Annotated in this window: 13 protein-coding genes; 6 read left to right on the top strand and 7 right to left on the bottom strand. The window is 71.1% G+C overall.

The features are described 5' to 3' along the window. Positions 1–426 precede the first annotated feature (426 nt). Entirely contained in the window at positions 427–1,380 is a 954-nt protein-coding gene (locus ASE15_RS08960) for a hypothetical protein (RefSeq protein ID WP_056762861.1), read from the top strand. 209 nt (positions 1,381–1,589) lie between these two features. Here ASE15_RS08960 and ASE15_RS08955 read toward each other — a convergent pair whose 3' ends face one another. The 3 genes from ASE15_RS08955 to ASE15_RS08945 form a co-directional block, all read right to left on the bottom strand. Next, positions 1,590–2,594, bottom strand: coding sequence for an inorganic phosphate transporter (locus tag ASE15_RS08955; protein WP_056649191.1), 1,005 nt, complete (start codon positions 2,592–2,594; stop codon positions 1,590–1,592). Positions 2,595–2,599: 5 nt separating this feature from the next. Then, positions 2,600–3,220, bottom strand: coding sequence for a DUF47 domain-containing protein (locus tag ASE15_RS08950; protein ID WP_056649187.1), 621 nt, complete (start codon positions 3,218–3,220; stop codon positions 2,600–2,602). A 524-nt stretch (positions 3,221–3,744) separates the two neighbouring features. After that, the gene (locus ASE15_RS08945) at positions 3,745–4,344 is read right to left on the bottom strand and encodes a hypothetical protein (protein WP_056649184.1); all 600 of its coding nucleotides are present in this window, start codon (positions 4,342–4,344) and stop codon (positions 3,745–3,747) included. Positions 4,345–4,548: 204 nt separating this feature from the next. Here ASE15_RS08945 and ASE15_RS08940 point away from each other — a divergent pair, with 204 nt between their 5' ends. The 4 genes from ASE15_RS08940 (at position 4,549) to ASE15_RS08925 (ending at position 7,864) form a co-directional block, all read left to right on the top strand. Beyond that, complete coding sequence (locus tag ASE15_RS08940; RefSeq protein ID WP_056649178.1) at positions 4,549–5,055, top strand: MarR family winged helix-turn-helix transcriptional regulator; 507 nt, start codon at positions 4,549–4,551, stop codon at positions 5,053–5,055. 100 nt (positions 5,056–5,155) lie between these two features. After that, on the top strand, positions 5,156–6,808 hold the full coding sequence (locus tag ASE15_RS08935) for an MDR family MFS transporter (protein WP_082608759.1): 1,653 nt from the start codon (positions 5,156–5,158) through the stop codon (positions 6,806–6,808). Positions 6,809–6,927: 119 nt separating this feature from the next. Further along, on the top strand, positions 6,928–7,404 hold the full coding sequence (locus ASE15_RS08930) for a MarR family winged helix-turn-helix transcriptional regulator (protein WP_056649879.1): 477 nt from the start codon (positions 6,928–6,930) through the stop codon (positions 7,402–7,404). 1 nt (position 7,405) lies between these two features. Next, the gene (locus tag ASE15_RS08925; RefSeq protein ID WP_056762858.1) at positions 7,406–7,864 is read left to right on the top strand and encodes a DUF2809 domain-containing protein; all 459 of its coding nucleotides are present in this window, start codon (positions 7,406–7,408) and stop codon (positions 7,862–7,864) included. A 20-nt stretch (positions 7,865–7,884) separates the two neighbouring features. On the opposite strand, the gene msrB is transcribed toward ASE15_RS08925, so the two are convergent. Both msrB and ASE15_RS08915 read right to left on the bottom strand, forming a co-directional pair. Further along, positions 7,885–8,334 carry a peptide-methionine (R)-S-oxide reductase MsrB gene (msrB, locus tag ASE15_RS08920; protein WP_056762856.1) on the bottom strand — a complete coding sequence of 150 codons (450 nt, stop codon included), beginning with the start codon at positions 8,332–8,334 and terminating at the stop codon, positions 7,885–7,887. A 183-nt stretch (positions 8,335–8,517) separates the two neighbouring features. After that, positions 8,518–9,909, bottom strand: coding sequence for a DEAD/DEAH box helicase (locus tag ASE15_RS08915; RefSeq protein ID WP_331709583.1), 1,392 nt, complete (start codon positions 9,907–9,909; stop codon positions 8,518–8,520). Between the two features lie 583 nt (positions 9,910–10,492). Here ASE15_RS08915 and ASE15_RS08910 point away from each other — a divergent pair. After that, on the top strand, positions 10,493–11,239 hold the full coding sequence (locus ASE15_RS08910) for a M50 family metallopeptidase (protein ID WP_056649170.1): 747 nt from the start codon (positions 10,493–10,495) through the stop codon (positions 11,237–11,239). A 31-nt stretch (positions 11,240–11,270) separates the two neighbouring features. On the opposite strand, the gene ASE15_RS08905 is transcribed toward ASE15_RS08910, so the two are convergent. Together ASE15_RS08905 and ASE15_RS08900 are read right to left on the bottom strand one after the other, a co-directional pair. Then, entirely contained in the window at positions 11,271–12,236 is a 966-nt protein-coding gene (locus tag ASE15_RS08905) for a CU044_5270 family protein (protein WP_157277188.1), read from the bottom strand. Next, positions 12,233–12,856, bottom strand: coding sequence for an RNA polymerase sigma factor (locus ASE15_RS08900; protein WP_200960531.1), 624 nt, complete (start codon positions 12,854–12,856; stop codon positions 12,233–12,235). The genes ASE15_RS08905 and ASE15_RS08900 overlap by 4 nt, the downstream gene beginning before the upstream one ends.

The following is a 12,856-nucleotide window of genomic DNA, read 5'->3' as shown; positions in this document are numbered from 1 at the left end:
AGCTCGGGACCCGGGAGCTCGGGGACCCGGGAGCTCGGGGACCCGGGAGCTCGGGGACCCGGGAGCTCATCGATTCGAAGGCGCAGGCGCTCGGGGGCTCGGTGGGCTGGGCTCGCTGGACTCGGAGGCTGGGGTCGAGACCCAAGCACCTGTGACAGCCACCGCTTGTTGTCAGAACTGAGCCGGGCCATACCCCGGGGAAACTCTGACGACTCACGCCGAGGGGCAGAGCAACCAAATACCCCCTGGCTCACCCCGCTCCCGTGGTCAGAACTGAGCCGCGCTATACCCCGGGGAAACTCTGACAACCGGCGGCGACGGAAGCGCACCATCCGACGGCATGCACCGCACACTCCCAGCGTCCTCTGTCCACAGACGACGGTGGCCCTCTGACGCCCGACGTCGCGGACACCAAGAATCCCCGTCATGAGCGGAACGTCGGACGCGTTGGAGTCAGTCCCGGGCCTGCACCGGATCAACCACTACCAGGAGGGAGTGGTGACCCGGACGCAGCTGCGGGGGTTGGGCGTCTCCTGGGACCACGTGAGGGCACAGCTGGCAGCGAGACGGTGGACGCTCGCAACCCGCGACGTCGTGCTGCTTCACAACGGCCCTGTCACCGAGCCGGCCCGGCGGTGGATCGCGGTGCTGAGCGCACAGGGGACGGTCGCCATCGGCTCGTGGTCCGCACTGTCGATGCGCGGGCTGACGGGCTGGACTCGGCCGGGGATCCACATCGTCGTCGCTCGTGGGGCGCGGCCCCCACGCGTCCCCGCCGTCGTCGTCCACGAGTCTCGCCGTCCGGCGCCCGAGGACATCCGCCCGTTCCTCGGCCTCCCCGTCCACACAGCACAGCGTGCCGCGGTCGACGCAGCCGCGTGGCAGCGCCACCCACGCACCGCTGTCGGACTGCTCGCCGCCACGGTGCAGCAAGGGCTGGCCACGACCGACGAGCTCTTCGAACAGCTCGATCGGGTGGGCGCTGTCCGCTTCCGGAGCATCATGCGCACCTCGCTCGTCGACATCGCCGGCGGCTCACAGTCCTTGGCCGAGATCGACTTCATCAGGTTCTGCCGCGAACGCGACCTACCCGCCCCTGAACGACAGGCGCGACGCAAGGACTCGCAGGGACGCCAGCGCTACCTCGACGCCGAGTGGCGGCTCCGCGACGGGCGTCGGTTGGTCGTCGAGGTCGACGGGATCGGCCACAGCGACCCGGACCGCTGGTACGAGGACCTGCTGCGCACGGCCGAGCTCGACGCGAGCAGGCGGGACATCGTCGTCCGGGTCCCCGCTGGCGCCGTCCGGCTGGAGCCGGACCGGGTCTACGACATCCTCCGGCACCATCTCGGGCCGGCAGGGCATGAGGATTCCGCGTAGTTGTCAGAAGCACACCGGGGTATCCCCCGGCTCAGTTCTGACAACCAAGCAGAGCACGTCGGTCAGGCCCCATCACCAACAAAGCTGTCAGAAGCACACCCGGGTATCCCCCGGCTCACTTCTGACAACAGATCCCCCCGGATAGAGCAGGACCAGCGTGACCTCACGGTCACGCTGGTCCTGGCGACACGCACGGGCGAGGCGGAGCCTCAGAGCAGGATCGGCGACAGGATCCAGTACATGATCGCGGCCACGAGCGCGGCTGCCGGGATGGTCAGGACCCACGCGATACCGATGTTCTTGGCCACGCCCCAGCGCACCGCGGACAGGCGCTTGGTCGCGCCGACGCCCATGATCGCGGACGTGATGGTGTGCGTCGTGGAGACCGGTGCGTGCAGCGCGAACGCGTTGACGTAGAGCACGATCGCGGAGACCGACTCAGCGACGAAACCGCGCGCCGGGTCGAGCTCGATGATCTTGCGACCCAGGGTCCGCATGATGCGCCAGCCACCCGAGTACGTCCCGGCCGAGATCGCGGCCGCAGCGGCGAGCTTGACCCACAGCGGGATGCCCTCGTCGGGGCTGGCCCAGCCGACGGTCAGGAGAGCCATGAAGATGACACCCATGGTCTTCTGCGCGTCCTGCAGGCCGTGGCCCAGGGCCATGGCCGCGGCCGACACGGTCTGCGCGAGACGGAAGCGGCGCGTCGTCTTGGAGGGGGCCGCTCGGCGGAACGCCCACAGCAGACCGACCATGACGATGAACGCGAGGCCGAAGCCGACGATCGGGGAAAAGATCATCGGCAGGACGACCTTGTCGACGATCGAGGCGCCGTAGATCGCGAGGCCGCCCGCGAGGCCGGCGCCCACGAGGCCACCGATCAGCGCGTGCGTCGAGGACGACGGCAGCCCGAACCACCACGTGATGAGGTTCCAGACGATGGCCCCGACCAGGGCGCACAGCACCACGACCAGGGCGGTGTGCGACGGCACGTCCTGGAGGTCGACGATCGAGGTCGCGATGGTCTCTGCGACCTCGGTCCCGAGCAGGGCGCCGGTGAAGTTCATGACCGCGGCCATGAGCAGAGCAGCGCGCGGGGTGAGCGCGCGCGTCGAGACGGATGTCGCGATCGCGTTGGCCGCGTCGTGGAATCCGTTCGTGTAGTCGAAGCTCAGCGCGAGCGCGACGACGAGGACGACAAGAGCGAATTCCACGGAGCTCAGGACTCCTTGAGCGCGATGGTCTCGACGGTGTTCGCGACCTTCTCGAACGCGTCGGCGGCCTGCTCGAGGATCTCGACGACCTCCTTGAGCTTGATGAGGAGGATCGGGTCGGCGACGTTGTCGAAGAGCTCGGCGAGGAGCTTGCGGTGGATCTTGTCGGCCTGGTTCTCGAGGCGGTTGACCTCGACCCAGTACTCGGCGAGGTCGTTGAGCGAGCGCAGGCGCGGCATGGCCTCTGCGGTCAGCTCGGCGGCGCGCTGGAGGACCTGGACCTGCTCGGAGACGCGCGCGGGCAGCTCGTCGATCTTGTACAGGACGATGAGGTCCGCGGCCTCCTCCATGTAGTCCATGCAGTCGTCGAGCGCGGAGGCGAGGCCGTAGATGTCGTCGCGGTCGAACGGCGTGACGAACGTCTGGTTGAGGCGTCGCATGATCGTGTGCGTCGCGTCGTCAGCCAGGTGCTCGGTCTCTGCCAGCTTCTTGGCGAGCTCCTTGCGGGTGGGCCGGTCTGCGCCGAGCAGCTCGGCGAGAAGGTTTGCCCCGGTGACCAGGTGCTGCGCGGAGTCAGCGAGAAGGTCGAAGAACGAGGTATCGCGCGGGGTGAGGCGCAAGCGCACGGGAGGCTCCGAAAGGGCTGGACGCTGGTGGGGTTTTCACAGGCGAGATGACGACCGCTCAGAGCGATCGCCACCCGGATGTCACAGGTGTTCTGTTGGAAGGTGACGCTGTGGTGAGGAGCGCTCGAGGTGCGCGTTAACGCATCCCTAACGCCCGTCAAATGTAACCGAACTGTCGCCTGAACGTTCAATCGCTCGGGCGGCCTGACGGCAGCTCCCAGAACCCTGTCGAGGCAGGGCGGAAGGGGGCTCACGTCGTGGTGGGGGGCGACGCCGGGCCGGGAGCGCCTGTCGGCGCGAAGGCCGCTCGAAGCGGCTGATGTTGGAGCCCGGGGCTACCGCGACCCGACGTCGTCGTTCATCCTACGCCCGCTCGGCCGGAGCCTCCGAACCGGCTGGTGACGGCACCGCGCGAGCACCGCCGCGCCTCCCGAGCAGAGGCCGGGCGAGGCCTGGGACGCCTCGGGAGCACGGGCGCCGCGCGTGCCCCGACCGGAACCGCCCGCGCGCCCGACGGCGCAGCGTCAGTCGAGCCTGTCGGCCCGCCAGAGCGCGGCGGCATGCTCGAGCTCCTCGGCCGTGCGCAGCAGCGACGAGGCGCCGCGCGTCATGCGCAGCGCGGAGCCCGGGTCGGCGACCTCGCGCGTGTCGGCGTCGAACGCGGCGCCCGTGGCGAGGATGCGGCAGAACGCGGCGGCTCGTTCGAGGGCCACGGCGAGGTCGCCCGCGAACACGCCCGAGAGCACGGCGTCGGCGAGCTCGCGCACGTCCTGAGGCCCGGGCGGGCTCGCGACGCCGGCGACGACCTCCTGGACGGGGGCCGCGTCGACGCCGAGCCGGTAGCGCAGGGTCACCGTCTCGGGGTCGCGACGCACCCACTCGCGCAGGACGTACAGGCGCCAGAGCGCGCCGGGCAGGGTCGCGGGGGCCGAGTCGGCCCAGAGGCCCGAGACGACGTCCAGCCCCTCGGTCTCGACGAGGCGGATGAGCCGGTCGACGACCTCGGGGTCCTCGGACGCGCGGGCGCCGTGCACGATCGCGGCGGCGGTCGTGTGGGCGATCTGGTCGCGCAGCGCGGGATCGATCTCCCCGGGCAGCTCCTCGGCGTCGCGCGGGTCGAGCATCGCGGGGCGGCGCGGGCGGTGGGTGGGGGTCGGTTGTTCGCTCACCTCTCGATCGTACGCACGGGCCCGACGGCGGGGCTCGCGCAGGTGCGCACGTCGCCACGACGGCGCCCACCACGCCCCCAAAAGATGCCCCCTGCAACTATTGCCCTCAGCAACCACCACGGAGTATCGTTGCTTGCAGCAACTAAGGAGCCCTCTCGCGTGTCCCTCTCCACCAGCCCGTCGCTCGACGCCCCCCTCGACGACGCAGCACCCCCCACCACCTCCCCGACCTCGCCCCTCGACGTCCCCGTCATGGAGCTCACGGTCGCGCTCGAGGAGCTCAACCGCGCCCAGCGCGAGGTCTCGGCCCGCCTGTCGCGCGAGCTCGACTTCCCCCGGGCCTCGCTCGGAGCGCTCCGGCTGCTCCAGCGCTGCGGCCCGCTCCAGGTCACCGAGCTCGCGCACCACCTGCGGGTCGACCTGTCGGTCGCGAGCCGCCAGGTGACGCACCTCGTCGAGGCGGGCCTCGTCGAGCGCACCGCCTGCGACGACGACCGCCGCGCCCGCAGCGTGACCCTCACGCCCGCGGGCCACGCCAAGGTCGAGGAGACGTTCGACCTGCTCATGAGGCGCACGGCCGAGACCTTCGTGGGCTGGACGCCCGAGGACCTCCGGGAGGCGATCCGTCACCTGGAGCGCCTCACCGACGCGCTCTCGCGCACCTGACCACTCCCCCGGGCGACCTGCCCACCCGGCCCGACCTCCGCCGTCGGGCCTTGCCACGACGTTTCGACGAAGAAGCACGACCTATGAATGTGAGACCTGTATGAGCGCAACCACCACCATGACCCGGAAGCAGGTGCTGGAGTCGTTGTCCGGCATCCTGCTCGGGATGTTCGTCTCGATCCTCGCGACCTCCGTGGTCTCGAGCTCGCTCCCCAAGATCATCAGCGACCTCGAGGGATCGCAGTCGTCGTTCACCTGGGTCGTCACCGCGACCCTGCTGACGACCACCATCTCCACGCCCATCTGGGGCAAGCTCGCCGACCTGACGAACCGCAAGGTCCTCATCCAGGTCGCGCTGATCATCTCCGTGGTCGCGGCCGCCCTCGCGGGGCTGTCGCAGAACGTCGGCACGCTCATCGCGTTCCGCGCCCTCCAGGGCATCGGCGCCGGTGGCCTCATGGCCCTGGCCATGGTCCTCATCTCGGACATCATCTCGCCGCGCGAGCGCGGCAAGTACATGGGCCTCATGGGCGCGATCATGGCCGTGAGCCAGATCGGCGGGCCTCTCCTCGGCGGTGTCCTCACGGACACCGTGAGCTGGCGCCTCAACTTCTTCGTGGGCCTGCCGTTCGCGATCGCCGCGATCGTCGTGCTCCAGCGCACGCTGCACCTGCCGCCCATCCCCCGCCGCATCGTCACGATCGACTACTGGGGCGCGCTGCTCATCAGCGTGGGCGTCTCGACCCTGCTGCTGTGGGTCACGTTCGCGGGCAACAACTTCGAGTGGGTCTCGTGGCAGAGCGCCGTCATGGTCGTCGGCTCGGTCCTCGCGCTGGTCGCGGCCGTCCTGGTCGAGAAGAGCGCGGTCGAGCCCATCATCCCGCTGCACCTGTTCAAGAACCGCACGTTCGTCCTCGCGGTCCTCGCGAGCGTCGCGGTCGGCGTCGCGATGTTCGGCACCGCGGTCTTCCTCAGCCAGTACATGCAGGTCGCGCGCGGCAAGACCGCGACCGAGTCCGGGCTGCTGACCATCCCGATGATCGTCGGGACCTTCGTCGCCTCGACGCTCATCGGCCAGCTCATCACGCGCACCGGACGCTACAAGTCGTTCATGGTCGCGGGCGGCGTGTTCCTCGTCGCGTCGCTGTTCGCGCTGTCGACGATCGACTACCACACGAGCTTCGTGCTCATCAGCGTGTACCTGTTCTTCCTGGGCGCGAGCATGGGCATGCTCATGCAGAACCTCGTGCTCGCGGTCCAGAACACCCTGGACGTCTCCGAGATGGGCGCGGGCACCTCGACCGTCGCGTTCTTCCGCACCCTGGGCGGCGCGATCGGCGTCTCGGTCCTGGGCGCGGTCCTCGCGAGCAAGGTCACGACCTCGATCCAGGACGGCCTGGCCAAGATGGGCGTGCCGACCGACGCGACGGGCGGCACCGTGCCCGACGTCAGCACCCTGCCCGCCCCCATGCGTGACCTCGTCGAGCGTTCGTACGGCGACGGGATCGCGGACATCTTCCTCGTGGCAGTGCCGCTCGCGGTCATCGGTCTGGTCTGCGTGCTGTTCCTCAAGGAGGTGCCGCTCGGCACCAAGTCGGGGCTCGACGAGCGCCTCGAGCGTGAGCTCGCGGCCGGTCTGCCGGACCTGACCGACGAGATCGAGCAGGAGCACGAGGGCGACTTCGACGCCGAGCAGGCGGTCCTCGCGGGGGCCCGCGACGGCGCCACGGCCGGGGGCAGCGCCTCGCGCTGACCGACCACCTGCCGGAACTCACCCGGGGCCGTCGTGGATGCTTGTTCCACGGCGGCCCCGCTGCACGCCATGATGGGGCCGTGACCTCGCCCTCGCCGACCGACCAGCCGGAGCCGACTGTGTCCTCAACGCCCACCCCCTCTCCCAGCGACGAGTCGCCCCTGTTCGCGCTCGAGCGCGAGCTGCGCGTCCTGACCCGCCGCGCGGGGTCGTCCGCGAACGCGATGGCCAAGCGCATCCACCCCGACCTCGACGCCAGCGCGTACCCGCTGCTCGCGCACATCGCCGTGAACCCGGGCGTCCGGGGGTCGGACCTCGCGCAGCAGTTCGGCGTGGGGCGCGCGACCATCTCGCGCCAGCTCGCCCGGCTCGAGTCCGTGGGGATGGTGTGCCGCGAGGTGGACCCCGACGACTCCCGCGGCCAGATCATCACCCTCACCGAGGAGGGCGCGACGCTGCTGCGGACCACGCACGAGCGCCGCGTCGACTCGATCTCGCAGGCGCTGAGCGACTGGTCCCCCGACGACGTCGCGGCCCTCGCGGGCCTGCTGCACCGCTACTCGGAGGACGTCGTGCGGTGGCAGGCGACGCGCTGAGATGACGGGCCCGTCGGACGCGTCGCCGGCGGCACGGCGGGGGTCCGCGCCGCGTGCTGCCCGACGGCGCAGCCGCCCTCGCGTCCTGGCCGTCCTCACGGCCGTGGTCGCCCTGGGCCTCGTGGTGACGACGCAGGTCCCCGACCCCGTCGGTGACGTGGTCGGGGACCTGCTGTACGCGGTCGCGGTCTACGCGGCGCTCGTGCTCGTGGCTCCTCGGGTGCGACCGTGGGTCGCGGGGGCCGTGGTGCTCACGTGGTGCTGGCTCGTCGAGGCCCTCCAGGCGGCGCCCGTGGTGGGTGCCGTGCTGGACGTCGTGCCTGCGGCCGCGTGGGTGCTCGGGAGCACGTTCAGCGCGCGCGACCTGCTGCTCTACCTGCTGGGCGTACTGCTCGCGGTCGGGTTCGACGTGCTCGCGGACGCCAGAGCGGGCGTGGCCCGGGGGTCACGCCCGCTCTGACACGCGGTGGCCGGGACGGCTCAGGCCTCGGCGTCCTCGAACGTCAGGCTGAGGCTGTTCATGCAGAACCGGTCGCCCGTCGGGGTCTGGGGCGCGTCGTCGAACACGTGCCCCAGGTGCGAGCCGCAGCTCGCGCACCGCACCTCGGTACGGACCATGCCGTGGCTGCGGTCCTGGATGAGCTCGACCGCGTCCGACTCCTTGGGCGCGTAGAAGCTCGGCCACCCGCAGTGCGAGTCGAACTTGGTCTCCGAACGGAACAGCTCGTGGCCGCACGCCCGGCACCGGTAGATCCCCTCGCGCTTCTCGTCCAGGAGCTCGCCCGTCCAGGGCCGCTCGGTGCCGGCCTGCCGCAGCACCGCGTACTCGTCGGGGGCCAGCTCCTCGCGCCACTGGGCCTCGGGCTTGGCGACCGGGTACACCTTCTGCGAGAACAGGTTGCCGGTCGTGTCGTGGGTCTCGTTGGTCATGCTCCACCTCCGACAGCGACAACCGTCACCGGTCCTCAGGTGTTCCCGTGGTCCGCGACGGGACGCAGAAGGCCCCGGCGGCGATCCGAGGATCACCGCCGGGGCCCTGCTCGGTCGTTCAGCACGGCCGGCGAGAAGCTCCCGCCGGCCGGTCAGCGAAGGACCAGGCCGTTCAGCGAAGGGTCAGTACGACGACGACGAGTACACCGTCGCCGAGCCGCCACCGCGCTGCGCGCGACCGCGGCCGCCACGACGACGAGCCTGCGCACCGGCGCCGCCCTCGCCGCCCTGTGCCGACTGGCCGCGACCACCCTGGGCGCGCTGCGCCGTCGGGCCTGCGGACTTGGCCGGGGCCGACGTCCGCGTCGCACGCGTCCCACCGTTGCGCGACGGCGTGCCACGACGGGCCTGCGTTTGCGGCGGCGTGATGTCCGCGGGGCGCACGTACTCGGCGACGTCGCCGACGAGCGACGTGATCGCCGCGTCACCCGGGGCGACCGACTGCGGCTGCGCCGTGATCTTCGCCTTGCGGGTCAGGTCCTTCACGTCGCTGCGCTGCTCGGGGAGCATGACGGTCACGACGACGCCCTCGGAACCGGCACGAGCCGTACGGCCCGAACGGTGGAGGTACGCCTTGTGCTCGGCCGGCGGGTCGACGTGCACGACCAGCTCGATCTCGTCGACGTGGATGCCGCGCGCCGCGATGTCGGTCGCGACGAGCACGCGGACCGAACCGTTCGAGAACGCCTCGAGGTTGCGCTCGCGCGCGCCCTGACCGAGGTTTCCGTGCAGGTCGACCGACGGGATGCCCTGGGCCGTGAGCTGCTTCGCGAGCTTCTTGGCCTGGTGCTTGGTGCGCGTGAACAGGACACGACGACCCGTGCCCGACGCGAGCTGCTGCACGACGTCCTTCTTCGCGTCCGCGTCACGGACCGCGAAGATGTGGTGCGTCATGTTGGAGACGGGCGACTCGGCCGAGTCCACCGAGTGGCTCACCGGGTTGCTCAGGTACCGCTTGACGAGCTGGTCCACGCCGTTGTCGAGCGTCGCGGAGAACAGCAGGCGCTGGCCGCGCGTCGGGGTCTTGTCCATGATGCGCTTGACGCCGGGCAGGAAGCCCAGGTCGGCCATGTGGTCGGCCTCGTCGAGGACCGTGATCTCGATGCCGTCGAGCGACAGGACACGCTGGTTGAGCAGGTCCTCGAGGCGCCCCGGGCAGGCGATGACGATGTCGACGCCCGCGTTGAGCGCGCTGACCTGGCGGCTCTGCGCGACGCCACCGAAGATGGTCGTCGTGTTCAGGCCGAGGGCCTTCGCGAGCGGCTCCATGACGGCGTTGATCTGGTTCGCGAGCTCACGCGTCGGGCACAGGACCAGGGCGCGGGGCCGGCGGGCAGCGCGGCGCGTGTCCGACTGGGACAGGCGCGTGACGACCGGCAGCGAGAACGCGAGGGTCTTGCCCGAGCCCGTGCGGCCACGGCCCAGGACGTCGCGGCCCTTGAGCGTGTCCGGGAGCGAGGCGACCTGGATGGGGAACGGCGACTCGATGCCCTGGCTGGAGAGCTCGCGGACCACCGTGGTCGGGATCCCGAAGTCCGCGAAGGTCGTGCCCTCGGGGACGACGGTCGGGACCGACGAGCGGACCGGGGCGGGACGCTGCTCACGCTGCTCACGAGGAGCCCGCTGCTCACGGTTGCCGCCGGCGGGGCGGCCCTGGCCGGCGCCGCGGCCGTCGCGCGAGTCGCGCTCACGGACGGGGCGACCGTCGCGGGTCACCTTGGCGGGACGGGAGTCACGGCTGTCACGCTCGTCGCGGGCCGGGCGGGCCCGGTCGTCGCGAGCCGGGCGGTTGGTGTCGCGGGACTGCTGTCCCTGCGACTGATTGGTGCGGGGGGCTGCGGCGTTCGGGCGCACGGCAGCACGAATGGGGTTGTTCAAGGGTTTGCCTCTCGGGCGTAGGGTCGGGGTTCGCCGCAAGAAATCCAGGGAACTCCACGACGCTGGGCGCGCAGAGATGCGCAGCCACGATCCTGATCCTCTCATGATTGGAGCGTGCGTGCGTCGATGGTGATCGACGTCTCCACATCCCTCACCGGACTCTCACCTCCCCACGGCCCCGTCCGTACCTCTCACCCACCGCACATGTGACCGTGGTGGAATGTCGCCCGTGGACTTCATGAGCTCAGTGGGCGACGTCATCGGTCAGATCTGGTCGGCCGCCACCACGCCGGTGCCCGCGCCGGCCTCCGCGATCGTGCTCTCGATGTCGCTCGCGGCCCTGATCGTCGTGGTCTTCACGCCCGTGTGGCGCGTCGCGCGGCACGTCGTGACGATCGCGCACGAGGGTGCGCACGCCCTGGCGGCACTCCTCACGGGCCGGCGCCTGAGCGGCATCCGCCTGCACTCCGACACGTCGGGCCTCACGGTCTCGTACGGCAAGCCACGCGGGTTCGGCATGGTCCTCACGGCCTTCATGGGGTACGTCGGCCCTGGCCTCGTGGGCCTCGGGGCGGCCGCGCTGCTCAGGGCGGGCTACGCCGTCGGGCTGCTGTGGCTCCTCGTGCTGCTGCTGACCCTCATGCTCCTGCAGATCCGCAACTGGTTCGGGCTGTGGTCCGTGCTCGTGAGCGGCGTCGCGCTCGTGCTCGTGTCCTGGGCCGCGACCCCGCCCGTGCAGAGCGCGGTCGCGTACGCCGTCACGTGGTTCCTGCTGCTGGGGGCCGTCCGCCCCGTCCTCGAGCTGCAGGTCTCGCGCAGCCGCGGCAAGGCCCGCCAGTCCGACGCCGACATGCTCGCGCGCCTCACGGGTATCCCGGGGATCGTGTGGGTCGGCGTGTTCCTGCTCGTGACGGTCGGCGCAGCGGCGCTGGGCGGCTACTGGATCGTGTCGCCCGTGGGGGCATGATCGGTCGGGCAAGCACCGACCCTGGCCGTCGTCAGCACGAGACGTACGGGACCGAACCAGGCCCGCAGTGGTAGGGCTCGACGTCCGGGGCGACGTCCCGGTAGCCCCTCTCGAGCACGGTCATGCGGTGGGCGAGCGTGCCGTCGGCGTATGTCCGTGATTCCAGGAGCGTGCCGTCGCTCGGGTCGAGGAGCAGTACCTCGCGCTCTCCGACCTCCTGCGTGAAGTCCGCTTCGATGCCCGTCGCCGGACGACCGGCGGAGTCCGTCATCGCCCCGAGCAGCTCGGTGCCCGGGGCGGCAGCGAGGACCTGCCAGAGCGCGCGGCGGAGATCAGGAGAGGCCGGGCTCTCCAGCAGGAGTCCCACCACCTGCTTCCACAGGTCCCACTCGTCTCCGTGCCCCGAGGGCGCAAGCCCCTCGGAGAGGCGCCGCTCGAGCGCCCGGGGCTCGGTGGGCAGCTCGGCCAGCTCGTCCCACGTGATCGACTCACCGTTCCCGAACGTGGACGTCTCGCCGTCCTCGTTGAGGTCCATGACCCGCGCGAGGCTCGGGTCGAAGGTGTCCTTGCCGTCGGAGAAGGCCATGAAGGAGACACCCCCCTCGTCACGCAGCACCGCGTCGTCCCTCGACGACCAGATCTCGCGTTCGTAGGGGAACGAATACGGGTCCTCGGCCTGGGAGCGGACGTACAGGTACTCCCCGCTGGGGGGTTGCTGCTTGGCGGCGTTCTCCGCCGCCTCCAGCAGCACCTGTTCCGCAGAGGCCGGTGTCGTGGCGACCAGGGCCACCGCGACGGACGTGAGCAGCGCCGCGACGACGGTCGCCCATCGGCGCAGCATCGACGCGCGCCGACGCCGGACCTGGTGCGGGGTCGTGACGATCCGGTGCAGGGCCGCTTCCGACCGAGCCGACTCCTCCGGGGTCAGGGGGACGACGTGGACCGGGTTCGCGGCCGCGAGCCGCTGCAGGACCGGGTCGTCCAAGGGGTCTTTCATGACGGTCTCCCTTCGGTGAGCGTGGGCATCGAGCGGTCGTCCGGGCGGGGCTGCGGTGGGGGGCCCGAGCGTGCGCCCGGGTCCGGCCGAGGCTCGGGGACGGACCTCGCGCTCGAGGCGGGCTCGTGCTCGACCGCGTCGAGCGACCGTCGCAGGCGTCGGCGTGCTCGGGTGAGGCGCATCGAAAAGGCGGCGCGCGAGCAACCCAGGACCCGAGCGGCCTCGGCCGAGGTGAGCCCGTCCCAGGAGACGAGCGAGAGGACCTCCCGGTCCGTGTCGTCGAGGAGGGCCCAGGCGCGGCGGAGGTCGATCGACATGTCCGCGAGCGCCCCGTCGTCGGCCACCGGCCCACGTTCTCCGCTCACCCGGAGCTCGAGGCGCCGTCGCCGGTCCGTGGCACGGTGACCGTTCGCCAGGATGTTGCGGGCCACCCCGAACAGCCACGGCCGCATCTCCTCGGCCGGGACGCGACCCCAGCTGCGCCACGCCACGGCGTAGACCTCCGACGCGAGGTCCTCCGCGTCGTCGTCGACCCGCCGGCGGAGGTAGGCCAGGACGTGCGGGTAGGTCTCTCGGTACATGCCGGCAAAGGCCGCTTCGACGGCGCTGTCGCGGCTCAC

Source organism: Oerskovia sp. Root22, from assembly GCF_001429135.1.
In the GTDB taxonomy this organism is placed as follows: Bacteria; Actinomycetota; Actinomycetes; order Actinomycetales; family Cellulomonadaceae; genus Oerskovia; species Oerskovia enterophila.
Note: the sequence above shows the minus strand (reverse complement) of the source record. Positions and strands in the feature narration are given on the sequence as shown.